Source organism: Pseudoclavibacter sp. AY1H1 (assembly GCF_002931055.1).
Taxonomy (GTDB): domain Bacteria; phylum Actinomycetota; class Actinomycetes; order Actinomycetales; family Microbacteriaceae; genus Pseudoclavibacter.
On sequence record NZ_PSXX01000007.1, the window covers coordinates 117038 to 139673 of the forward strand.

Here is a 22636-nt window from a genome sequence, read left to right on the forward strand (position 1 = left end):
TCGTCACGTCAGCGATGCGGGCGCAGGCTCCGAAGCCAGTCGTCGGCCTCGGCCTGCGACCGGAGACGGACCACGCGGAGGTTCGGCCGGGCCCGCTCTCCGGCGAATCTTGGCGCGCCCCTTCCACCCCCACCGGACGATGTGCTCCGGATCGACGAGGATCGTGTGCAGGGGAGGCTCGACGTTGCCGTTCCACAGTTCGACGCGCCGCAGCCTTCTGCGGAGCGTGCGCCGCACGAGCCGCGACATGTGCGTCCAGACCGAGTAGTCGAGGAATACGAGCGTGTCAGCCCGGCTCGTGAGCAGGTCACCGAGCTGAGTCGCGTACTGCCACTCCGTGACCCAGCGCTCCTCGCTGGTGAACGCGTCGACGGACTCGAGGAACCCGCGCTGCACCGTCCATCCCGGGCCATGGAACAGGGCGTCGATCTCCGTGTGCGGGAGGTTCGCCGTGCGCTCCACCCGGCGCGCAACCGCCGTCTTCCCGACGCCGGCGGCACCCGCGATCAGCACACGCCGAGGGGCGGATTCCGGGGATCCTGCAGGAGCTGACACTCTGCAACCCTACGGTCGCCTTCCGGCACTCGCTGGCCGGGTGCCGCTCGAGCTCGCCCGGGGCGGTCGGCGGCGGAGACACGAAGATGGCCGGACACAGGGTGTCCGGCCATCTTGTACGCGCTCAGGGGAGACGCGCAGCACGATCGGGGGATCGCGCCTCGGCCGCCGAAGCGACCTGGTTCGTCATTAGACGGCGAGCGTCGCCTGCACGTCGAGGTTGATCGTGACGGTGTCACCGAGCGTGAGGCCGCCGGCCTCGGTCGGTGCGTTCCAGTTGACGCCGAAGTCCTTGCGGTTGATCTTCGTGACAGCCTCGAAGCCGAGCTTCTTCTGGCCGTAGCCGTCGGTCGTGATGCCACCGAACTCGACATCGAACGTGACGGGCTTGGTGACGCCGCGGAGCGTGAGCTCGCCGTCGACCTTGACCGAGTCGCCCTCGACGCGCGTGGCGGAGGAGGCGAACGTGAAGGTCGGGAACTCCTCGGCAAGGAAGAAGTCGGAGGTCGCGAGGTGCTGGTCACGAGCAGGCTGCTTCGTGTTGACCGATGCGACCTCGACCTCGGCGTTGACCGTGGACTCCTCGATCGTCTCACCCGTCGTGATGGTGCCCGAGAAGGTCTCGAAGCCGCCACGGACCTTGCTGATCGCGAGGTGGCGAACGACGAAGCCGACCTCGGTGTGCGTGGGGTCGATGTTCCAGGTGCCGGCGGTCCAGCCGTTGATGTCTGCTGCGCTGATGCTCATGTCTTCTCCTGAAGGGTCGTTGGGTGCTGTCTCGGTCAAGTCCTGGACAACGTAACACATTGTTGCGGATACAAGTTATTCAAACGCATAGAACTGTGACGGTATTCCGACGCCCAGGGAAATCTTTGGGAAACGAGACGATAGCCTCGGCGGCCAGCCGTCCGAGCTAGCCCTGCTGCTGCTTCGCGGCGTCGCTGACCGACTTCATGAACCGCAGCACATTGTCATCCACGAAGATGTCGTTCGGCTGCAGCGGCCGCGACAGATGCAGCCCATCGAGCGCCCGGATGCGCGACAGGGCCACGTAGGTCTGCCCGGGCGAGAAGGCCCTCGCCCCGAGGTCGACGACGGCGCGATCGTAGGTCTTCCCCTGCGACTTGTGGATGGTCACCGCCCACGCGAGCCGCAGCGGGAACTGCGTGAACTCCCCCACCACGTCGCGCGACAGCTCCCGCGTATCCGGCGAGTACGAGTACTTCAGCTTCTCCCACACGAGGGGCTCCACCTCGTGCTCGTCGCCATCGATCTCGACGTAGACGGTCTTGTCGATGCGCGTGACCTCGCCGATCGAGCCGTTCACCCAGCGCCCGTCAGAGTCGTTGCGCAGGAACATGACCTGCGCGCCGACCTTCAGATCGAGGCGCTCATCCGCGGGGAAGTTGCGGCCGCCGAACTCCCCCGAGATGTCGGCGTTCGCGGTCATCGACGCCCCGGGCAGGCGCTCGAGGTTCTGCGCGTTGATGCGAGACACCTGCGCGTTGCGCGACGCGAGCGTGATCGTGCCGTCGGCCGGGGCGGGCCTCGCGCCCACCGTATTGAGGCGGTTCGCCATGTCGGCCGTGACCTGCCCGTACCTGACGGCCGTGAGGATGTTCTTGAACTCGTCCTCGTGCTGCCGGTGGATCTCGCGCAGGGCGTGGATGCGCAGCTCCGCCTCCTGCCACACCCTCGCGTCGAAGAACCACAGCGAACGGTAGTGGTCGCGGAAGTACGCGCGCTCATCGGGGTCCGACGGCGGCACCGGCGCCAGCTGGAATGGGTCGCCGAACATGACGAGCTGCACGCCGCCGAACGCCTCGTTCTTCCGCTGGCGCGCCTGCCGCAGCGAGCGGTCGATGGCGTCCATGAGGTCGGCGCTCACCATCGACACCTCGTCGATGACGAGCGTGTCGATCTTGTTGAGCAGCTTCCGCACATCCCCGTTCTGCTCGATGGGCGCATCCCCGATGACGCCGATCGGCAGCTTGAAGAGCGAGTGGATGGTCTGCCCGCCCACGTTGAGGGCCGCGACTCCCGTGGGTGCCGCGATGACGAGCTGCTTCGACGTGTGCCACGCGAGGTGGTTGAGGAGCGTCGACTTGCCCGTGCCGGCGCGCCCCGTCACGAACAGGTGCTCGCGCGTGTGCTCGATGGCGTCGAACACACCCTGCTGCTCCGGGGTGAGGACGATCGTCACTTGGTGGACTCCTGCTGCTGCTCGCGCTGGAGCCGCTCCTGCTTGCGCTTCTCCAGCGCCTCCGTGCGGTCGGCCATCACCTTGAGCTGCGCGTTGTACGCCTCGAGCTCCGCGTCGCCGTCACGGTCGGCCTTCCGGTCGCGCCGCTTCGCCTCCCGGTCGTCGGACCGGGACCACGAGTAGGCGACGAGCATCGCGAGGAGCACCGTCGGCACCTCGCCGACACCCCAGGCTATGGCACCGCCGATCTGCTGGTCGGTGATGGCATCCGCTCCCCACGGCCTGCCCATCGCGCCATACCAGTCGGCGAGCAGCAGGCCCGTGCCGCTCATGATGCTGAGGCCGAAGAAGGCGTGGAACGTCATGACCAGCACGAGGGCGATGAGGCGCATCGGGTAGGGGGCGCGCGTGCCGATCGGGTCGATGCCGATGAGCGCGTTGGCGAAGAGGTAGCCGACGATGAGGAAGTCGGCGATCATCCACATGTGCCCGACGTGGTCGGTCACCGCCCAGCGGAACAGCGGCGTGTAGTAGAAGACGAGCAGCGAGCCCGCGAAGACGACGGCGGACACGATGGGGTGCGAGAAGAACTTCGCCCACCTCGAGTGCACGAACTTGAGCGCCCACTCGCGCGTGCCGAGGCTGCCGTCGTGGCGCGCGTGCACGCTGCGCAGGAGGAGCGTCATGGGGGCCGACAGCACGAACATGATCGGAACCAGCATGGTGAGGAACATGTGCTGCGTCATGTGGAAGCTGAAGACGAACTTGCCGTAGACGATGAGCGAGCCGTTGACGAGGTAGAGCAGAATCACGATGCCGAGGACAAACGAGATCGTGCGACCAAGCGGCCACTCGTCGCCGCGGCGACGCAGGCGCAGGACCCCGGCGATGTAGAAGAACAGGCCGAAGAGGCACAGCGTTGTCCACATCGGGTCGAGACGCCACTCGGTGAGCAGACGGAACGGCTCGAACTCAGGAGGCAGCAGCTCGCCCGTGAGCAGCTGCGCCGGCGTCGGGGCCGCGAGCTGGTCGGCCGTGACCTCCGTGACGGGCGACGGGGTGCGACCGAGCGCCGCGGCGGCACCGGACGCGATGCCCATGAAGGCGAGTTCGAGCGAGATGAGCCACACCATGGGCTTGCGAGTGGATGCTCCCTGCTCGACGGCAGCGCGCATCCGGTTGATGAGTCCCCGCCGCTGCGCCCAGCCGATGAAGCCGAGCACCACGAGCACAACCGCCTTCACGATGACGATGACCCCGTATGGCGAGGCGAGCTCGGCGAACGAGCCGATGTTGGCGACGCTCGCGACGACACCGGATGCGGCGACCACGATGAACGCGACGAGGGCGAGCGACGAGTAGCGCTCGATCACTGCGAGGCGGCGGACGTCCGGCATGCGCGGCGCGAGGATCGCGACGACGAGGAGGCCACCGAGCCAGAGCGCGGCGCCCATGTAGTGCAGGGTGATGCCACCCACGACGGTCTCGTGGTTCGCGGCGCCCGCGGCGTGGCCCTGCGCCCCGAGCGGCCACAGGCAGAAGAGCGAGAACGCGGCCGAGAGCCCGACCATCCACGGGCTGCGGCTCGCGAACACCACAACCGACAGCAGCAGCACCATGCCGAGCGCCAGCACCCACGCCTGGCCGAGCTCAAGCGAGGTGAAGAAGAAGAGGAGTCCCTGCCCGAAGGCGGCGTCGAGCGAGAACGCGGCGTTGGAGATCTGCAGGTAGGTGAGGAAGGCCGCAGCCGCCGTGGACACCACCCAGGCCGCGGCACCGGACGAGGCGATCGTCATGGCCCGCTCGAACTCGGGCTGCTTGCGACTCGCCGCCCACGCCGCCAGCACCAGGGCGCCGATTGTGACCGAGGCCGACAGGTTCAGCGCGAGACGCGCGACCGGCACACCCCACATGACGATGGGTCCAGGGTCGGAGACGATGAGCGGGGTCGCTCCGCCACCGTAGGCGAGCCCCCAGATGACCGCCACGAGGGCCGCGAGGAGGAAGATCGCCGGCCCGAGCACGATCATGCGCTTCGTGTGCAGCGACCAGGAGTCGGCGCTCGCGCGATTGCGCTCGGCCTTGCTGCCGCCCCTATCCGCAGTTGCCGCCGCCTCGATCGTGGAACCGGAATCGAGGGGCGTAGGCATGATCATCAAGTGTAGATCGTCGCTGGCGCTCGGGCTTGTCATCCACAGGGGAAGCGACCGGCTGGGACAAGAACGCGGGGCCGCTTCCGAGTGGAAGCGACCCCGCGTGCATTCAGGCGCGAAGACTACTTAGCTGCGGCCTTGAGCTTCGAGCCAGCCGAGATCTTGACGCCCTTCGAGGCGGCGATCTGGATGGCTTCACCCGTCTGAGGGTTGCGGCCGGTGCGCGCGGCACGAGCGGTCTGCTCAACGGAGAGCCAGCCCGGGATCGTGACCTTCGTGCCCTTGGCAACGTTCGAGGCGAGTTCGCTGAAGAGTGCGTCGAGGACGCTTCCAACAACAGCCTGGCTCTGGCCGGTCTCGGTCGCGATCGCGGCAACGAGTTCGGTCTTGTTCACAGTCTTGTCTGCCATATGTCCTCCTTAGGACGCAGCCCCGCCCTTGCGAGTGCAGCATGTTGGGTTCAGAAGTCCTGCAGTTCCGCGGGATTCCGCGGCAGGACCTTCGTCAACCTACCAAAACCAGGGCCTCTCGCTTGCAGATTCGCCTGACACGCCGCGTCTTGCCACGGAATTCACCGGTTCGTGGCCGTTCTGGACCGGATCGATGCCCGTATCGGCGCTTGATGGGCCCAAGCGGTGGCGTTGCCCCAGCAGCGACGGAGACCACTCAGCGCCGCTTGATCTCCGGGAAGTCGTCGTCGCGCCACTCGTCGGCGAGGCGGGTGCCATCGGCCTCGATCTCGCGATTGCGGAGTTCGACGCGACGGATCTTGCCGGACGCCGTCTTCGGCAGCTCGAAGAACTCGAGACGCCGAACCCGCATGTACGGCGGCATGACCGCGCGGGCGTGCCGGAGCACCTCGAGCGCGGTCTGCCGGTTCGACTCCCAGCCGGCCGCGAGCGTCACGTAGGCCTTCGTGATGTTGAGCTTCGTCGCGTCCGGCGCCCCGACGACACCCGCCTCCGCGACGGCATCGTGCTCCAGGAGGAGGCTCTCGACCTCGAACGGCGACACCTTGAAGTCGGACGACTTGAACACGTCGTCGGTGCGCCCGACGAAGGTGATGCATCCGTTCTCATCGCGCACCGCGACATCACCGGTGTGGAAGAAGCCGTCGCGCACCGCGTTGTCGGTCGCCGCGGGTGAGCCGAGGTACTCGGTCATGAGGTTCACGGGGCGCTCACCACGCATGTCGAGGCAGATCTCCCCCTCGTCGCCTTCGAGGCCTGTCACCGGGTCGAGGAGCACCACGTTCATGCCAGGCAGCGGATGCCCCATGGCACCCGGCTTGATGACATCGCCCGGCGCATTCGCGATGAGGGCGGTCGTCTCGGTCTGGCCGTAGCCGTCGCGGATCTCGAGCCCCCACCAGGCGTGGATGCGCGCGATGACCTCGGGGTTCAGTGGCTCGCCGGCTGAGAGCAGCTCCCGCATCGCCCGGGGCTTCGCTGACCTGCCGTGCTGCACCAGGATGCGCCACACCGTCGGCGGGGCACAGAACGAGGTCGCGCCCGCCTTGTCGAGCTGGTCGAGCAGGAGGGCCGCGTCGAAGCGCTGGTAGTTGACGACGAAGACCGTCGCCTCGGCGTTCCAGGGCGCGAAGAAGCTGCTCCATGCGTGCTTGCCCCAGCCCGCCGCGCTGATCGCGAGGTGCACGCCGCCCGGCTCGACGCCGATCCAGTACATCGTCGAGAGGTGCCCGACGGGGTAGGAGCGGTGCGAATGGACCACGATCTTCGGGTGGCTCGTCGTACCGGAGGTGAAGTAGATGAGGGCGGCGTCGTCGCTTGCCGTCCGCTTCTCGATCGGCGCATCCGACGTGTCGTAGATGTCGTTGAAGTCGAGCCACGCCTCCCGCGCGGCCCCCTCGAGGCCAGCACCCACCTGCGCGATGCGGTAGCTGCCGAGGACGTTGTCGAACTTCACCGCGTCGGCCTCCTCGGCGATGACGAGACGCACCCTGGCACGTTCGACGCGATCGTCGAGGTCGTGCGGGCCGAGCACCACGGACGTGGGGAGGATGACGGCGCCGAGCTTGAGCGCGCCGAGCATCGCCTCCCAGAGCTCGCGGCGATTGCCGAGCATGAGCATGACGACGTCACCGCGGCGGATGCCCTGCGCCTCGAGCCAGTTCGCGACCCGGTTGGATCGCCGGCGCAGGTCGTCGAAGCTGTACTTCGCCTCGCTGCCGTCGTCCTCCACGATCCAGAGCGCGGTGCGGTCGTTGCCCTCGGCGATCTGGTCGAACCAGTCGAGCGCCCAGTTGAAGCCGTCTCCGACTTCGGGCCATTCGAACTCCCGGCTCGCGCGCCCAGCGTCTGTGCGGAGGGCGAGCAGCTGGTCACGTGCGCTGCGGAAGGCATCTGCGCCTCGAACATCTGACATGCGTGCCATTCTCACGCACCCCGCCGACAAAGACCTTCGCTCTGATAGGGCAGCTTCCTCCCATCCCCGCGGCCGAAACGGGAGGAAACTGCCCTACTCACGGACAGGGCGGGGCAGGACAGGCCGGGATGGGGCAGCTTCACCCCATCCCCGCGGCCAAGACGGGAGGAAACTGCCCCATTCGCGTGGCGGACGCAGCGGGAGGCGCCGGGCGCGGCGGGGCGGGGCGGGGCTCGGCGGCGCGGGCGCGCGCGGGCGGCGCTCAGTCGAGGCGGCGAGGGCCGGCTCCTCCGCCGGCGAGGGCATCGTCGGGGTTGAGGAGCCCGCAGGCCTTCATCGACAGGCAACCGCAGCCGATGCATCCCATGAGCTCGTGCTCGAGGCGCTCGATGCCGCGCCGCCGTTCCTCGAGCGTCCGCTTCCACCGCCGCGAAGCGCGCTGCCAGTCCTCCTGGCTGGGCGTCGCATCGCTCGGCAGGTCGGCAAACGCGTCCTGCACGTCAGACAGGGGAATGCCGAGGCGCTTCGCGACCGAGATGAGCGAGACTCGCCGAATCATGTGGCGGGCGTAGCGACGCTGGTTGCCGGCGGTGCGCACCGCGGCGATCAGCTCGAGTTCCTCGTAGAAGCGCAGCGCGGATGCGGCGACGCCCGTCCGACGAACCATGTCGCTCACCGTGAGCAGCTCGTCGGAGATGTGCGGCTGCCCCGGGGCCCGATCGAGCGCCTCTGTGTCCTTGCGTGTCTCGCTCACAGTGAAATCCCACCGTTCGAATTGACTTCAACCTTACTTTAGGTTCTAGCCTCGAAGAGGAAACGCACACGCAACTCCGATCACCGTCCTCCAGAACAGGCAGAGAGCCCACTCGATGACAGAACCCGCCCCCGAGGCACCAGTCCCAGCGGCGTTGCCCCAAGCAGCGCTGGCAGAAGAGTTCAAGGCCGCCTTCAGGGAGCACCCCGCAGCCGTCGCCATCATCGCGGCCCAGACCGCGAACGGCCCCGTCGGCCTCACCGCATCGAGCGTGAGCTCCGTCGCCGTCGACCCCGCCACGCTCTCGTTCTCCGTGACGCGGGCCACCGGCAGCGCCGGCGGACTCCTCGAAGCCGGCGACGTCACCGTGAACCTCCTCAGCCACGAGCAGGAGCAGATCGCCCTCGACTTCGCCCGCAGCGGCGCCCCACGTTTCACTCCGGAACAGGGCTGGGATCACTTCCCCACGGGCGAGCCCTTCCTCCCCGAGGCTCGCGAGACGCTGCGCTGCCGCATCGCCAGCACCGTCAAGGTCGGCGGCTCGACCATCGTGCTCGCCGAGGTCCTCGAGGTCCTGCACGGCAGCACGGTCCCGCCGCTCATGTACCAGAACCGCCGCTTCGGCCGCCTCGACGCCGCCACGTTCGGCGACTGAACCCGCGACTGAACCCGCGCCGCAACCCGCCGCATCAACCCGCGACCGAACCCGCGATTCGGCCGCCCCTCACACCACCCAAACTCACCAATACCGCAGAACACGACAGAAAGAGGGTCACACCATGACCGCATACACCCTTCCCGACCTGGCCTACGACTACTCCGCCCTCGCCCCGAGCATCAGCGGCGAGATCATGGAGCTGCACCACTCGAAGCACCACGCCACCTACGTGAAGGGCGCGAACACGGCGCTCGAGCAGCTCGCCGAGGCCCGCGAGAGCGGCAACCTCGCCAACGTGAACAAGCTCGAGAAGGACCTCGCGTTCAACCTCGGCGGCCACGTCAACCACTCCATCTTCTGGACCAACCTCTCCCCCAACGGCGGCGGCCAGGCCACTGGCTCGCTCGCCACGGCGATCGACGAGCAGTTCGGCTCCTTCGATGCGTTCGTCGCGCAGTTCACGGCAGTGGCGCTCGGCGTGCAGGGCTCCGGATGGGCTGTCCTCGCCTACGACGTGCTCGGCGAGCAGCTCGCCATCTTCCAGCTCTTCGACCAGCAGGGCAACGTGCCGTTCGGGCTCGTCCCGTTGCTCATGCTCGACGTCTGGGAGCACGCCTACTACCTCGACTACCGCAACGTTCGCGCCGACTACATCAAGGCGTTCTGGAACATCGCGGACTGGGACAACGTGCAGCAGCGCTACGACGCCGCGACGACGAAGACCAACGGCCTCATCACGCTCTAGGTTCTTCTCGCTCGAACCGCACGGCTCCTGAGGCGCGGCGGGGGAACGGATGCACGCATCCGCTTCCCTGCCGCGCCTCAGTAGTCTCGGTGGCATGATCGGGCAGTTCTTCTCAGGCGTCAGCGCGCTCTTCCAGGGCTTCGGGTACTGGAAGAAGAAGCCGCATCTGATGCTGCTCGGGCTCATCCCGGCGCTCATCGTCTTCCTGCTCGTTGGCGCCGCGCTCGTCACGCTCCTGTTCTTCGTCGACGACCTCGTCGAGTGGGCCACCCCTTGGGCGGCATCGTGGGACGAGGTGTGGCGCAACGTCCTGCGCATCGCCTTCATGACCCTCATCGTCGCGGGCGGCGTCTTCCTGTCGGTCACGACGTTCACCGCCATCACGCTGACCGTCGGCGATCCGTTCTACGAGCGCATCTGGCTGTCCGTCGAGCGCGACCTCGGTGACGAGAACCCTGGCGAGGGGCTCGGGCTCCTCGCGGCGGCCAGAGGCAGCCTGTGGCTCGTCGGCATGGGCATCCTCGCGGCCATCGCCGTCGCGATCATGGGCGTCATCCCGCTCATCGGCTCGGTCGCCGCGGCGGTCGTCGGCGTCACGCTCAACGGGACGGTCCTGTCGCGGGAGCTCACCGGCAGGGCACTGGATGCGCGCCGGCTGCTCGGCGAGCAGCGCGCCTCCGTCATCCGCGGGAATCGTGCGCAGCTGCTCGGCTTCGGCGTCGCGACGCAGCTCTGCTTCATGGTGCCTGGTGGGGCCGTCTTCACGATGCCTGCCGCCGTCGCCGGCTCGACGGTGCTGGCTCGCCGCCTGCTCGACGAGCGCGGGCTCACCCGCGCAGGCTCGCCCGCGAACGCGGAGCAGTAGTTCCAGAGCAGAACGCCCTACGCCGGCCGGTACTGGCCCTTCCACTCCACTGCCGGGACGAGCGGCTCGGAGCAGCAGCCTGGGTCGACCGCCTGGACCTGCAGCTCGCGGCAGCAGCTCGGAGCAGCAGGCCCCCGCCCGCCGAATCGGCGAGGGCAAGGCCCGCTGCCTCGAGATCCATCTCGCGCGCCTCTCGACGAGCGGACGCGAACCGCAGGCCGTCCCGAACCCCGAGGGCGAGACGACCGACGGCTCAGCTCCACCCGCCGAGGGAGCGCCTGACGCGAGCCAGCTCGTGTCAGACGCGACCTAGCAGGCGGCCCGGCGCTCGACCCGCAGACCGGTGACGAAGATCGTCTGGTCGTTGTCGGTGTTCACCGTGTTGTTCGTGGTGCCGAGCATGTACCCGAGGCTGAAGTAGCGCACCGTGAACGAGCGCACCGGGCCGGCGAAGACGACGTCGACCTGGCCACCGGGGGCGTCCTCGGCTTTGTTGCCGTCGACCGAGTTGTACCAGGGGCTCGTGGCGGTCCCGGCGCCCGTGACCGTGGAGCCGCTCGGGATCGAGAACGTCCTCGGTGCCGCGGACTCGAGCACAACACCGTCGAGGAAGTCGCGCGTGAGGCCGTTCCCCGCTCGCCAGAGCCGGTCGATGTCGGTGATGGAGAAGCGCACGTTGTAGAGGTCCTCAGCGAAGGTGAAGACGACGGTCTGGAAGTCGTTTGCAGACGGCTGCGTCAGGGCGTTCGGGCCGTTGAACTGGTTGATCTGGTAGCCGCGCTGGCCGATGCCGCCGACGTTCTGCGCCGAGACGGTGCCGTCGTTCGTCTCCGCCCGCATGTTGCCGCTGAAGGTGTGGCGCACCGTGGCGCTGATGTTGGACGTCGTGGGCCGGGTCGAGTTCTGCGGGCGGAAGACGGCCGTGCGGTCGAGGGTCGAGGATGCGCCGAGGGTCGCCGCGGTTCCGCTGACGGTCGCGAGCCCCCAGTTGATGCCGACGTCGGGGTCGACGCACAGCGTGGAGGCGGCTGCGAGGGGAGCCGCGATGGCTGTGGCCACGACCGGCGCCGACCAGGCGGCTGCGGTGAGCAGGGTGCGGCGGGTGGTCGTCGTGGGCGTTGCTGCGACGTTGGCGGGTTCGGGGGAGGTGTTCATTGCGCGACTTTCTGGGTTCCGAAAATTGGGCACACGAGCGAGCACCGCGTGGGAGTGCGGTGCTGCGGAGTGCTGGGAGTGGGCGTACCGCATCTGAGCGATTCGCGTCCGTGGTCGCGCTACGTCGCCTGGGGGCACACGAGCGTTCGACCTCGCGACTCTATGCGCAGGGATAGACCTTCCGGTCGGTCCGGCGACGGAATCGACGATTCTCGCGACAGAACAGGCCGCTCCGGCGTCAGTCGCGGCCGAGTGCCTCGATCGCCGCGAGCATCGATGTCACCGATGCGAAGCCCGACGCCCTGGCCGCGGCCCTGCGCTGCGTCGGCGAATCGCCCGTCGCCAGGAGGTGCCTGGCATGCCTCGCCCGAGCGTTGCGCAGCTCCACCGCTGGCGTCATGCCGACGCTCTCGAACGCCCTATGCAGCAGGGAACGCGAGACGCTGAGGCGCCGCGCGAGGGTGGTCGCCGAGAGCGACCGGTCGGCGAACTCTCCCGCGATGATCTGCCTGGCCCCCTCGATCAGGACCAGGAACCGGTCGCCGCCTTCGCTCGTGGTCGCCCGGAAACGCCCCACCGCCTCCGCGATGCTCGCGAGCAGCGCCGACTCGATCGCGATGCGCAGGTTTCCCGCGCCCGGCCCGGAGTAGTCCCTCTCGGAGTCCAGGACGCTCGTGACGAGCGCGCGCAGGGCGCGACTGTAGACAGGGTCTGCGTCGACCCTGAGGGGGAACTCCCGGATAATCGGCTCGACCGCGGAGCGCCGGACCGAGTAGAGGAACGAGGTCGTCTCATCTGCGCTCGACACATCGTGCGGCCGCCGCGGGTCGAAGAGGAGGTACGAGCCCGGAGTCAGCTCGTGGGAGATTCCTGCGATCCTGACGGTCATCGTCCCCGAGACGGTGGAGAGCACCTGCACCGTCTCGAGCTCCCCAGGCAGGACGTCCGCGATCGTGGCCTGCACGGGCGTGAGGTGCAGCCGCCACATGGCGACATCGCCGAGGTCGATGGCCGTGACATCGACCGCGAACTCCGCCTGCGCACCTTCGACGCGGTAGCCGCTGAGCTCGGCGAACTCAGCCGCACCCCTGCCGCGACGCCGGTATCGTTGCGGAGAAGCCACCCGAATATTTTGGCACGAGTCCGCTTATTGCTTCTCGAGTGCGCGGCCGAGGCGCGCGGCCGCCTCCTGCAGGCGCTCGACGGGGGTGTCTCCGTAGGCGAGCCGAAGACGTCGAGGCGCGTCGGTGCCCGGCCCGGACGGGAAGAACGAGCCGCGCTGGTAGCCGATGCCCTCAGCGCCGGCATCCTCGGCGAGCCTGTCCGCGTCGATCGCGTCGTCGACGAGTCGCGGCCACAGGAACAGGCCGCCATCTGGCGCGTCGATCTCGAAGGCCCCGGGTGCGTGGGCCTCGAGCGCGGCGGAGAGCGCATCCGCCCGCTCCCGGTACAGCACGCGCGCGGACGCGAGCGTGTCGTCGAAGAACGACGGCGCGCTGCCGAGCAGCTCGGCGACCGCATGCTGCACGAGCTGCGACGAGTGCGAGTCCTGACGTGCGCGCAGCGACACGAAGTCGGGGACGAGCCGCTCCGGCAGCACGATCCAGCCGAGGCGCAGGCCGGGGCCGAGCGTCTTCGTGAAGGTGTTGATGTGGATCACGTGCGAGGAGCTGTTGAAGATCTCGAAGTCGAGCTCTTCGCCGCGGAAGCGCAGCTCCCGGTACGGGTTGTCGGCCAGCAGGATGAAGTCGTACCGCTCCGCGAGGCGCACGAGCTCACGGCGCCCCTCGAGGGTCAGACTGTGCTGCGAGGGGTTGTGGAAGTCGGGCACCGTGTAGACGGCCGCCGGACGCGCGCCGGCGATCAGATGGGCCTCCAGCTCGGCGACGTCGAAGCCGTCGCGGCCGACCGTGATCGGCAGGATCCGCGCGTCGGAGAGTTCGAGGCCGCGCAGGAACAGCGGGAAGATCGGGTTGTCGACCGCGACGAGGCCGCCCCGCTCGACCACGAGCTGCACGGCGAGCGAGATGCCGTGGAACCCGCCGTTCGTGATGAGCACACGCGATACCGGCACGCCCTCGCGTGCGGCGATCCACTCCCGGAGCGCGGGCACGCCCTCGGTTCGCCCGTACTGCAGCGCGGGCACGCCCGGCACGGACAGGACCCGCGCGGTCGCCTCGGCGAGTTCGGCGGAGGGGAGCACCGACGGGTCGGGGATGCCGCCGAGCAGCTCGATCGAGTCAGGGTGCCGGTCGCGCAGGGTCGCGTCGCCGAAGCCCTTCGGCGCGTTGAAGGCGCGCGCGAGCTCCGTCGACGTCCAGGTCGGCGTGAGGGTCGGCGTGCTGGCGGTGCTTGTCATGGTGTCGTCGTTCTCTCTCGCACGAGGCGCTCGGCCTCGGTCGGTTCAGGTGGAGGTTCGGAGGTGCGGCTCGCTCAGACGAGCGCCGGGACCTGGACTGCGGGCGTCACGTTCGCATCCGCTGACGGAGCCGCATGCCCGTACCGGGGCGTGGGGATGGCATCGATGAGGGCCCGCGTGTAGGGCTGCTCGGGATGCGCGAGCACCTCGGCAACCCGTCCGGACTCGACGACCTTGCCGCCCTGGAGCACCGACACCGTGTCTGCGACCTGGCGGACGAGCGCGAGATCGTGGGAGACGAACAGGTAGGTGAGCCCCAGCTCAGCCTGCAGCTGGAACAGCACCTCGAAGATCTCCGCCTGCACGGTCACGTCGAGGGCGGAGGTCGGCTCGTCGAGCACGAGCACGTCTGGCCGGAGCACGAGGGCGCGCGCGATGGCAACACGCTGGCGCTGGCCGCCGGAGAGGGCGGACGGCTTCCTGGACAGGAACTCCGCGCCCAGGCCGACGGACGCGAGGGCGGCCCGAGCCTTCTCGGCGCGCTCTCGCTTGTCGCCGACCTCGTAGCGGTCGAGCGGCTCGCGCACGATGCGCTCCACACGCCACGTCGGATCGAGGGAGGTGAACGGGTTCTGGTAGACGAGCTGCAGGTGGCGGCGGATCTCGCGGAGCTGCTTGGGAGAGCTGCCGTCGACTCGCTCGTCGCCGACGCTGATCTCGCCGGCGTCCGCCTCCTCGAGGCCGAGCAGGATGCGGACGGCGGTGGTCTTGCCCGAGCCGGACTCCCCCACGAGCGCGTGCGTCGTGCCTGCCCTCACCGTGAACGACACGTCGTCCAACGCCGCGACCCGTCGCTCCCCGACCGAGAAGCTCTTCGATACGCCCGTGACCGCGACCTGCTCGGTCGCGGCGCCGCGGCTGTCGCGCTGCAGCAGCGAACCGTAGCGGTCGGGGTTCAGGGCGGGGGCATCCTGCCGCAGACGAACCGTGTACGGCGACGTGGACTCGGTGAACACGTGCTCCGTCGCGCCGGCCTCCTGCACCTCGCCTCCCTTGAGGACGACGATCTTCTGCGTGCGCTCGGCAGCGATCGCGAGGTCGTGCGTGATGAGCACGAGCCCGATGCCGAGTTCGCTCTGCAGCTCGCTGAGCACCCCGAGGATGCGCTTCTGGATCGTCACGTCGAGCGCACTCGTCGGCTCGTCCGCGATGAGCAGCTCGGGGCTCGGCAGCACGGCGAGCCCGATGAGCACACGCTGCAGCATGCCGCCGGAGAGCTGGTGGGGGTAGGACTCGTACACGCGCTTCGGGTCGGGCAAGCCGACCCGCTCGAACGTCGCGAAGATGAGCTCCCGCTGCTCGTCGCGGGAGAGGCCGTCGACGAGGTCGGCCGCCTCGTGCGCCTGGGAGCCGATGGTGCGCACCGGGTTGAGGGCGTTCGCCGGGTCCTGCGGCACGAAGCCGATGCGGGTGCCGCGCAGGGGGCGGAACTGGCGCGGCGAGTACGCGAGCACGTCCTTCCCCTCGAAGCGGATGCTCCCAGCCGCTCGACCGCCGTCCGGCAGGAGACGCAGGATCGCGCGGGCGATCGTGGACTTCCCGGACCCGGACTCGCCGATGAGCGCGAGGCTCTCGCCACGGTTCAGCGTGAAGCTGACGTCGGAGACGACCTCGCTCCTGCCGTACGCGACCGACAGGTTCTCGACCTGCAGGAGGGGCTGAGCGGAGGATTCGGGAGCGGGTGCGGGTGCAGGTGCAGATGCAGATGCGTGGGTCATTGCGTGCCTCTCGTGCGTTCGGTCAGGACGTCTGCCGGAGCCACCGGCTGATGCGGTTGACGGAGAGCACCGTCGCGATGGTGACCAGCGCTGGCCACAGCACGAGCCAGGGTGCCCGCGGGTAGTCCTTGCCGTTGGAGATGAGCAGCCCCCAGTCGGATGCGGGCGGCGGGTCGCCGTAGCCGAGGAACGCGAGGCCAGCGATGACGAGGATCGAGAGCCCGAACTGCAGCACCGCGAGCGCCAGGACGGAGCGAGACGCGTTCGGGAGGACGTGGCGGCCGAGCACATGCCACTTCGACCCGCCCTGGAGGTAGGCGGCCTCCACGAACGTGGCCCGCCGCGTCTTCAGCACCTCGGATCTCATGACGCGGGCGAACACCGCCACGGCGGAGACGCCCGTGGCGATCGCGGCGTTGATGGTCTGGAAGCCGAGGGAGGAGACGATGACGACGGCCAGGAGGAAGCTGGGGATGGCGAGCAGCACATCCACGAACCTGGCGAGCACCGTGTCGGTCCAGGAGCCGATGAATCCGCCGATGAGACCGATCGCGCCGCCCACGACGACGCCGATGATGACGGCGACCAGCGCCGACGAGATCGAGGACTGCGTGCCGAAGACGACCCGGGCGAACTGGTCGCGTCCGAGGTGATCGGTGCCGAACCAGTGCTGCGGGCTGGGCGCCAGGAACTTGTCGGCGGGGACGCCGTCGACCGGGCTGGAAGAGGTGAAGACGCCGGGCAGCAGCGACCAGGCGAGCACCAGGGCGATGACGACGAACGACAGCACGACCGTCGGGGGGAAGACGCCGATCGTGCGCACCTTGAACGCGGCCCTGGGACTGCGGGAGCCGGTCGCGCCCGGTGCGGCGTTCAGAACTGCGGAGGTCATACGATGCTCGCCTCTTCCTTGACCGGGGAGTCGGACGGTGTGGAGGAGGACTCGGGTGCCGACGCGTCCGCGTCGCCGATGACGGGCCCGCCCTTCTTCCGGTTTCCTTCGATGTCGACGCGCGGATCGAGGATCGGGTAGGCCAGGTCGGCGAGGAGGTTGACGAGCACGAAGACGACGGCCGCGAGGCCGACGACCGCCTGCAGCACCGGCAGGTCCTGGCTGGCGACGGCCCGCTGCACGATGCTGCCGATGCCGCTGCGCCCGAAGACGGCCTCCGTGATGAGGGAGCCGCCGAGCAGCTCGCCCACCGTGAGTGCGAGCACCGTCACCGCGGGCAGCGCCGACGGCTTCAGGAGGTGCCGCGTGAAGAGTCGCCGCTGCGTGAGCCCGCGGGAGCGCGCCACCGACGCGTACTCCTGCGAGGACGCGTGGTCGAGGTTCGTGATGAGCACCTCCGCGATCTGCGCCGAGACCGGGATGCCGAGGGCGACGGCGGCGAAGAACGTCGCCCACGCGCTCTCCGGGTCGACGATGCGGAACAGGCCGAGGCCAAACGCGAACACGTTGATGAGGAGCAGGCCGATGACGAAGTTCGGCACCGACAGGAACAGCGACGGGAACGCGCGCAGGACGCCCTGGCCGTAGCGGACCGGCAGCACCTGCGTGCCGAACGCGATGAGCACGGCGAGCACAACCGCCACGAGAAGGGCACTGCCCGCGAGAGCGAGCGTCGAGGGCAGCGCATCCCCGATGAGGTCGGCGACGGGCAGGTTCGAGCGCAGCGAGACGCCGAAGTCACCGACGACGAACCTCGTGAGCGAACCCCACAGCTGCACGAGCAGCGGCTGGTCGAGGCCGTAGTAGGCCACGATGCGGGCGATCTCCTCCTCCGTGAACCCGTTGTCGGGGTTGCGCAGCGTGCTCGTGACCGGGTCCCCCGGCAGCACGCTGATGACGAAGAACGTGAAGACGTAGGCGAGCAGCACGACGATGATCGCCTGGCCAGTGCGCCTCAGCGCGAAGCGCGTGTAGTTCTGTCTCATGCTGATCCCCTCCCGCCGGCCGGGGCCTAGTCGACCCAGGCCGTGGCGTAGTTGGCGTACGCGACGCCGTTGTACGTGACGCCGTGCAGGTTCGGCGACTGCACGTACACGCGCTGCACGATCTGCGTGATCGGGGCGAAGTAGCCCTGCTCGAGCACGTACCCCTGCAGCTCGTCGGCGAGCGCCGCGCGTGCCTCGGTGTCGCTCGAGCTCGAGATGCCCTCGGCGTACTCGTTGAGCTTCGTGTCGCTCGTTCCCACGCCGAACCAGTCCTCGTCGCCCTCGTTGAGGCTCGTGAGGATGCCCGCGACCGTGCCGACGTCGATGAAGCTGCGCGTGATCTCGGTGGCCTGGATCTCGACGCCGCTGTTGAGCACGCGCTCGCCGTACGTGACGACGTCGTACGCCTCGATTTTCACGTCGAAGCCGATCTTCTTGAGCTGCTGCGCCACGAGCTCGTCGACCGACTGCGAGGTGGCGAGGTAGGGGTTCGGGTAGAGCGTCACGGCGAGGGTCTCGCCGTTCTTCGAGCGGATGCCGTCAGCGCCTGCCGTCCAGCCGGCCGCATCCAGCAGCTTCTTCGACTCCTCCGGGTCGAACGCGAACGCGTCGCTGTGGTCCGTCGCCTCGGGGACGTTGCTCTGGATGAACGACTCCGCGGCCTCCCAGTCCTCCGTGTACACGGTGGAGAGGATCTCGTCGCGGTCGATGCCGTGCTGGAATGCCTGACGCACCTCGGTCTCGTTGAACGGGGCGACCTGCGTGTTCAGCGCGTAGCCGTTGACGAAGCCCAGGTAGCGGGGAACCGCGACCTCGAGGCCCTCGTCGGCGAGCGCATCCAGCTCCTGCGGGGAGGTGTTGTAGGCGACGTCCGCCTGGCCCGCCTGCACCGAGGAGGTGCGCAGCGACGGCTCGGCGACGATCTGGTAGGTGATGGAGTCGAGGAACGCGGGGCCCGTGTGCTCGAGCGCCTCCGGACCCCAGGTGTAGTCCTCGCGCTTGGTCAGGACCACGTCCTGCCCCTCCTGCCAGGACTCGACCGTGAACGGGCCGCTGCCGACGAAGTTGCTGAGGTCGGCCTGCTCCTCGGCCGGCAGCGCGATGACGGCCGGTGAGGTGAGGATCGAGCCGTGGTAGCCGAGCGTCGGGATGAAGCCGAGGGTGGGCTTCGAGAACTTCACCTCGACGGTCGCCGCGTCGACCGCGGTCGCACCGTCGTAGTTCGCGGCGGGGAACAGCCCGATGCGGTTGATGCCGCGGTCGGGGTCGCCCTTGGCCCAGATGTCGAGGTTCGCGACGACCGCCGCGGCGTCGACGGGGGTGCCGTCCGAGAAGGTCACGCCGTCCTTGAGGTGCAGCGTGTACTCCGTCGCGTCGTCGTTCTGCTCCCAGCTCTCCGCGACCCACGGGCTGACGTTGCCCTCGCCGTCGACGTACACGAGCTTGTCGGTGACGTGGCCCCAGACGTGTCCCTGGTAGCTGGAGATGGCGCTGTTGTTAGGGATCCAGCTGTCGCCGAGGGAGTCGATGAGGAACGTGATGTCGCCGCCGTTCTTCGGCTCGCCCTCCCCCGCAGCTCCCGGCGCGGCGTCGGAGGTCGCGCAGGCTGCGAGCAGCGACATGCTGGCGAGCACGCCGATGGCTGCGGCGAGTTTCCGTCGGAGTCGTGGGTGTCGTGTCGACATGGTGGTGGCTGCTTTCTCGGGGTCTGCTTTGGGGATAGCGGGTGGTCGGTCGGTGGGTGCGTGTACGTGTGCGTGTGCTGGCGCTGGTGCTGGTGCTGGTGCTGGTGAGCGGATGCTCGGGATGGGGCGCTCGCGGCGCCGGGTCAGATGGCCTTGCCCGGGTTGAAGAGTGCGGCGGGGTCGAGCGCGCGCTTGATGGCGTGCTGCGCTTCCCGGCTCCGCTCGGACAGCTCGAGGGCTGCGAGGCCGAGCTTCGACGAGCCGATGCCGTGCTCACCGCTCACGGTTCCGCCGAGCTCGAGCGCGAACTCGGCGAGGGCGACGGCCGCGTCGTGCAGCTGCGGCGGGACGACGCCCGGGTCAGCTCCCTCCGGGATGCGGAGCGTGATGACGGGGTGCAGGTTGCCGTCGCCGGCGTGCGCGACAGCGCCCACCGTGACGCCGAAGCGCTCCTCGACGACCGGGAAGTGGGCGAAGATCTCGGGGATGCGTGACTTGGGAACGGCGATGTCGCCGCCCGCGAACCACTCGGCGGGATCGAAGCCGCGCCCTGAACGGCGCAGCTCCCACAGCGCCTCGCCGTCCTCGACGCTCTCCTCGGTGACGAGCCCGCCGACGGCTTCGAGCGCCGCGCGGAGGTCGGCGGACTGCTCGTCGATGCCGTAGCCGTCGAGCTCGATGAGCAGCAGGGCGCCACCGCGGGCGGTGAGTGTGCTGCCGCTGTGCGCGTCGATGTTCGCGAGCGTGCGGGAGTCGAAGAACTCGACAACGCTCGGGCGCACCGTGCTGCGGGTGATGGCGGCGAGCGCATCCGCGCCAGCTGCCGTCGTCGCGAAGAACGCCGACACCGTGCGGCGGGCGACGGGGATCGGACGCAGGCGCACGGTCGCCGCGACGACGATGCCGAGGATGCCCTCCGAGCCGACGAAGAGGGAGACGAGGTCGAGGCCCGTGACGCCCTTGATGGAGCGGTGGCCGACGTGCACGAGGGCGCCGTCGGCGAGCACGACGTCGAGCGCGAGGATCGACTCGCGCGTGACCCCGTACTTCGCGCAGCGCAGCCCGCCGGCGTTGGTGGCGATGTTGCCGCCGATGGACGAGATGTCCCAGCTGGCCGGGTCCGGGGCGTAGAAGAGGCCGTACGGCTCGAGGTGGCGGTTGAGGTCGGCGTTGATGACGCCCGGCTCGACCACGGCGACCTCGTCGAGCGGGCTCACCTCGACGACCCGGTCGAGGCGCTCCGTCGAGACGACCAGCTGCCGCTCGTCGGCGGTCGCGCCTCCTGCGAGGCCGGAGCCAGCGCCGCGCGGCACCACCGCGATGCCAAGCTCGGCCGCCGTTCGCACGATCACCTGCACCTCCGCCGCCGTGCTCGGGAACGCGACGGCCGGGCCGATGTCGATGCCGGCGAGACGGCCCCTGGTGCTCGCATCCACCGCGTACTCGCGTGTCAGCGCCGAGGGCACGCGCACCTCGAGCTGCGGCAGCTCCGCCTGCAGCTCGCCGATGAGCCGCTGCAGCGGTTGCGCTCCCTCGAGCGAGGAGAGCGGCGCGGTCGGCGCGGGGGTGGCGAGCTCGGTGGGCATGCTGGCCTTTCGACGGGAGGCGGGAGGATCCCTCGAAAGGTACGGAAGCGCCCATCGCGTGAACAGGCGCCGTCGTCGCTTCCCTTCGCCGAACGTTGTCGGGCTTCAGGCGGCGTCACGGTGCGTCATCAACCACGTCAGAAAGTGGCGCACGCTCGACCCCGAGTTGCCTCACAGGCAACACGCGCGGCGGGTAGCCGGGCGGGCTGTCCTTCCATCCCGCCTCCGGCGCCACCTCCCCGCCCGCTCGACGCGAAAAGGCGGGCCGCGCCATGTGCGCGACCCGCCTCCTGCGAGTGCCGGCCCCGGCGTCCGGCCGCGAGGGCCGGATACCGGGGCTCGGGATGCTGGCCGTTACGCCTGCAGGCTTCCTCCGTTGGTGCGGATGACCTCGGCGTACCAGTCGAACGACTTCTTCTTGTAGCGCTCGAGCGTGCCGGAGCCGTCGTCGTTGCGGTCGACGTAGATGAAGCCGTACCGCTTGCTCAGCTGCGCCGTGCTCGCCGAGACGAGGTCGATGCAGCCCCACGTCGTGTAGCCGAGCAGCTCGACGCCGTCAGCGATCGCTTCGCCTGCCTGCACGAGGTGGTCGTTGAGGTAGGCGATGCGGTAGCCGTCATCGACGGTCTTCACGCCGTCGATCTCGACGAGCTGATCCTTCGCCCCGAGCCCGTTCTCGACGATGAACAGCGGCTTCTGCCACCGCTCCCAGAACTGGTTCATGACGATGCGCAGGCCGGTCGGGTCGATCGCCCAGCCCCACTCGCTCTTCTCCAGCGTCGGGTTGGGCACGCCGCCCATGATGTTGCCTTCACCGGCGCCGGCAGCGGGATCCGCCGTCTCGGCGATGCTCATGTAGTAGCTGAACGAGATGAAGTCGACCGTGTTCTTCAGGATCTCGCGGTCCTCATCCGTGATGTTGAGGTCGATGCCCTTCTCCTTGAAGAGGCGCAGCGCGAAGCCCGGGTACTCGCCGCGCACGTGCACGTCGCCGAACATGAGGTTCGAGTGGTCGACGTCCATGACCTTGAGCGCGTCCGCGGGGCTCGGCGTGAGCGGGTAGACGGGCATGGCGATGAGCATGCAGCCGACCTGCGCATTCGGAGCGACCTCGTGCGCGATCTTCGTCGCGAGCGCCGAGGCGACGAGCTCGTGGTGGATGGCCTGGTACAGGTCCTGCTCGCTGAGCTGCTCCTTCGGCGTGAGGATGCCACCGCTCAGGAGCGGGGCGTGCAGCACCGAGTTGATCTCGTTGAACGTGAGCCAGTACTTCACTCGCGAGCCGTAGCGCTCGAACAGCACTCGGGCGTAGCGCTCGTAGAAGCCGATGAGCTCGCGGCTCACCCAGCCGTCGTACTGCTGCGCGAGGTGCAGCGGCGTCTCGTAGTGCGAGATCGTGACGAGCGGCTCGATGCCGTGCTTCTCCAGCTCGTCGAGCACTCGGTCGTAGAACGCGAGGCCCTCCTCGTTGGGCTCCAGCTCGTCGCCCTTCGGGAAGATGCGGCTCCACGCGATCGAGAAGCGGAACGTCTTGAACCCCATCTCGGCGAAGAGCGCGATGTCCTCCGCGTAGCGGTTGTAGAAGTCGATGCCGACGTGCTTGAGGTTGTCGTCCGTCGGCCCCTCGGTCGGCGGCGCCATGATGCCCTTCGGCATGACGTCCTGGATGGAGAGGCCCTTGCCCCCGTCGAGGTAGCCGCCCTCGAGCTGGTTGGCTGCGGTCGCGCCGCCCCAGAGGAATCCGTCTGGGAAGTTCGTTGTCGTCATTCGCGTGTCTCCTTCGTTCTGCGATGCGTTGGTGCGTGAAGTCGTGCGGT

19 protein-coding genes are annotated in these 22636 nt (G+C 68.8%); 3 read left to right on the forward strand and 16 right to left on the reverse strand.

Translation table 11 applies throughout. The annotated features are described in order from the left end of the window. Positions 1–3 precede the first annotated feature (3 nt). From C5E05_RS12280 to soxR, 7 genes are all read right to left on the reverse strand, one after another. Positions 4–555 (reverse strand): AAA family ATPase, encoded by a 552-nt coding sequence (locus C5E05_RS12280; protein WP_258064859.1) that lies wholly within the window; start codon positions 553–555, stop codon positions 4–6. Between the two features lie 189 nt (positions 556–744). After that, positions 745–1302, reverse strand: a complete 558-nt coding sequence (locus C5E05_RS12285) for a YceI family protein (protein ID WP_104243798.1) — start codon at positions 1300–1302, stop codon at positions 745–747. A gap of 166 nt (positions 1303–1468) precedes the next feature. After that, positions 1469–2758, reverse strand: a complete 1290-nt coding sequence (locus tag C5E05_RS12290) for an ATP-dependent RecD-like DNA helicase (RefSeq protein ID WP_104243800.1) — start codon at positions 2756–2758, stop codon at positions 1469–1471. Further along, positions 2755–4908: a cytochrome c oxidase assembly protein gene (locus tag C5E05_RS12295; RefSeq protein WP_228496663.1), complete on the reverse strand. Its 2154-nt coding sequence runs from the start codon at positions 4906–4908 to the stop codon at positions 2755–2757. Before C5E05_RS12295 ends, C5E05_RS12290 begins: the two co-directional genes overlap by 4 nt. A 125-nt stretch (positions 4909–5033) precedes the next feature. After that, positions 5034–5321: an HU family DNA-binding protein gene (locus C5E05_RS12300; RefSeq protein WP_068483913.1), complete on the reverse strand. Its 288-nt coding sequence runs from the start codon at positions 5319–5321 to the stop codon at positions 5034–5036. Positions 5322–5577: 256 nt separating this feature from the next. After that, a complete protein-coding gene (locus tag C5E05_RS12305; protein ID WP_104342116.1) occupies positions 5578–7296 on the reverse strand; it encodes an AMP-binding protein in 1719 nt (572 codons plus the stop codon). Between the two features lie 262 nt (positions 7297–7558). Continuing rightward, complete coding sequence (soxR, locus tag C5E05_RS12315; RefSeq protein ID WP_374953210.1) at positions 7559–8050, reverse strand: redox-sensitive transcriptional activator SoxR; 492 nt, start codon at positions 8048–8050, stop codon at positions 7559–7561. Between the two features lie 115 nt (positions 8051–8165). Here soxR and C5E05_RS12320 point away from each other — a divergent pair, with 115 nt between their 5' ends. The 3 genes from C5E05_RS12320 (at position 8166) to C5E05_RS12330 (ending at position 10318) form a co-directional block, all read left to right on the forward strand. Next, the gene (locus tag C5E05_RS12320) at positions 8166–8705 is read left to right on the forward strand and encodes a flavin reductase family protein (protein WP_104307695.1); all 540 of its coding nucleotides are present in this window, start codon (positions 8166–8168) and stop codon (positions 8703–8705) included. Positions 8706–8829: 124 nt separating this feature from the next. Continuing rightward, complete coding sequence (locus C5E05_RS12325) at positions 8830–9453, forward strand: superoxide dismutase (protein ID WP_104244356.1); 624 nt, start codon at positions 8830–8832, stop codon at positions 9451–9453. A gap of 94 nt (positions 9454–9547) precedes the next feature. Then, entirely contained in the window at positions 9548–10318 is a 771-nt protein-coding gene (locus C5E05_RS12330) for an EI24 domain-containing protein (RefSeq protein WP_104342117.1), read from the forward strand. Between the two features lie 309 nt (positions 10319–10627). Here the strand turns inward: C5E05_RS12330 and C5E05_RS12335 are convergent, their stop codons facing one another. From C5E05_RS12335 to C5E05_RS12375, 9 genes are all read right to left on the reverse strand, one after another. Then, positions 10628–11473, reverse strand: coding sequence for a hypothetical protein (locus C5E05_RS12335; RefSeq protein WP_104342084.1), 846 nt, complete (start codon positions 11471–11473; stop codon positions 10628–10630). 238 nt (positions 11474–11711) lie between these two features. Next, positions 11712–12596 (reverse strand): helix-turn-helix domain-containing protein, encoded by an 885-nt coding sequence (locus C5E05_RS12340; protein ID WP_104342085.1) that lies wholly within the window; start codon positions 12594–12596, stop codon positions 11712–11714. 24 nt (positions 12597–12620) lie between these two features. Further along, a complete protein-coding gene (locus C5E05_RS12345) occupies positions 12621–13832 on the reverse strand; it encodes a PLP-dependent aminotransferase family protein (RefSeq protein WP_104342086.1) in 1212 nt (403 codons plus the stop codon). Positions 13833–13906: 74 nt separating this feature from the next. Next, positions 13907–15610, reverse strand: a complete 1704-nt coding sequence (locus tag C5E05_RS12350; RefSeq protein WP_104342087.1) for an ABC transporter ATP-binding protein — start codon at positions 15608–15610, stop codon at positions 13907–13909. Between the two features lie 22 nt (positions 15611–15632). Further along, positions 15633–16502, reverse strand: coding sequence for an ABC transporter permease (locus C5E05_RS12355; protein ID WP_104342088.1), 870 nt, complete (start codon positions 16500–16502; stop codon positions 15633–15635). Further along, on the reverse strand, positions 16499–17548 hold the full coding sequence (locus C5E05_RS12360; RefSeq protein ID WP_104244344.1) for an ABC transporter permease: 1050 nt from the start codon (positions 17546–17548) through the stop codon (positions 16499–16501). Before C5E05_RS12360 ends, C5E05_RS12355 begins: the two co-directional genes overlap by 4 nt. A gap of 26 nt (positions 17549–17574) precedes the next feature. Then, positions 17575–19233, reverse strand: coding sequence for an ABC transporter substrate-binding protein (locus C5E05_RS12365; RefSeq protein WP_104307691.1), 1659 nt, complete (start codon positions 19231–19233; stop codon positions 17575–17577). Between the two features lie 143 nt (positions 19234–19376). Next, complete coding sequence (locus tag C5E05_RS12370) at positions 19377–20819, reverse strand: FAD-binding oxidoreductase (RefSeq protein WP_104342089.1); 1443 nt, start codon at positions 20817–20819, stop codon at positions 19377–19379. 354 nt (positions 20820–21173) lie between these two features. After that, on the reverse strand, positions 21174–22586 hold the full coding sequence (locus tag C5E05_RS12375) for a glycoside hydrolase family 1 protein (RefSeq protein WP_104244338.1): 1413 nt from the start codon (positions 22584–22586) through the stop codon (positions 21174–21176). Positions 22587–22636 lie beyond the last annotated feature (50 nt).

Excerpts from the sequence above, each read along its gene's own strand:
- C5E05_RS12285 (WP_104243798.1), bottom strand. The coding sequence starts at position 1,302 with ATGAGCATCAGCGCAGCAGACATCAACGGCTGGACCGCCGGCACCTGG.
- C5E05_RS12295 (WP_228496663.1), bottom strand. The coding sequence starts at position 4,908 with ATGCCTACGCCCCTCGATTCCGGTTCCACGATCGAGGCGGCGGCAACT.
- C5E05_RS12300 (WP_068483913.1), bottom strand. The coding sequence starts at position 5,321 with ATGGCAGACAAGACTGTGAACAAGACCGAACTCGTTGCCGCGATCGCG.
- C5E05_RS12305 (WP_104342116.1), bottom strand. The coding sequence starts at position 7,296 with ATGTCAGATGTTCGAGGCGCAGATGCCTTCCGCAGCGCACGTGACCAG.
- C5E05_RS12320 (WP_104307695.1), top strand. The coding sequence starts at position 8,166 with ATGACAGAACCCGCCCCCGAGGCACCAGTCCCAGCGGCGTTGCCCCAA.
- C5E05_RS12325 (WP_104244356.1), top strand. The coding sequence starts at position 8,830 with ATGACCGCATACACCCTTCCCGACCTGGCCTACGACTACTCCGCCCTC.
- C5E05_RS12330 (WP_104342117.1), top strand. The coding sequence starts at position 9,548 with ATGATCGGGCAGTTCTTCTCAGGCGTCAGCGCGCTCTTCCAGGGCTTC.
- C5E05_RS12335 (WP_104342084.1), bottom strand. The coding sequence starts at position 11,473 with ATGAACACCTCCCCCGAACCCGCCAACGTCGCAGCAACGCCCACGACG.
- C5E05_RS12345 (WP_104342086.1), bottom strand. The coding sequence starts at position 13,832 with ATGACAAGCACCGCCAGCACGCCGACCCTCACGCCGACCTGGACGTCG.
- C5E05_RS12350 (WP_104342087.1), bottom strand. The coding sequence starts at position 15,610 with ATGACCCACGCATCTGCATCTGCACCTGCACCCGCACCCGCTCCCGAA.
- C5E05_RS12355 (WP_104342088.1), bottom strand. The coding sequence starts at position 16,502 with ATGACCTCCGCAGTTCTGAACGCCGCACCGGGCGCGACCGGCTCCCGC.
- C5E05_RS12360 (WP_104244344.1), bottom strand. The coding sequence starts at position 17,548 with ATGAGACAGAACTACACGCGCTTCGCGCTGAGGCGCACTGGCCAGGCG.
- C5E05_RS12365 (WP_104307691.1), bottom strand. The coding sequence starts at position 19,233 with ATGTCGACACGACACCCACGACTCCGACGGAAACTCGCCGCAGCCATC.
- C5E05_RS12370 (WP_104342089.1), bottom strand. The coding sequence starts at position 20,819 with ATGCCCACCGAGCTCGCCACCCCCGCGCCGACCGCGCCGCTCTCCTCG.
- C5E05_RS12375 (WP_104244338.1), bottom strand. The coding sequence starts at position 22,586 with ATGACGACAACGAACTTCCCAGACGGATTCCTCTGGGGCGGCGCGACC.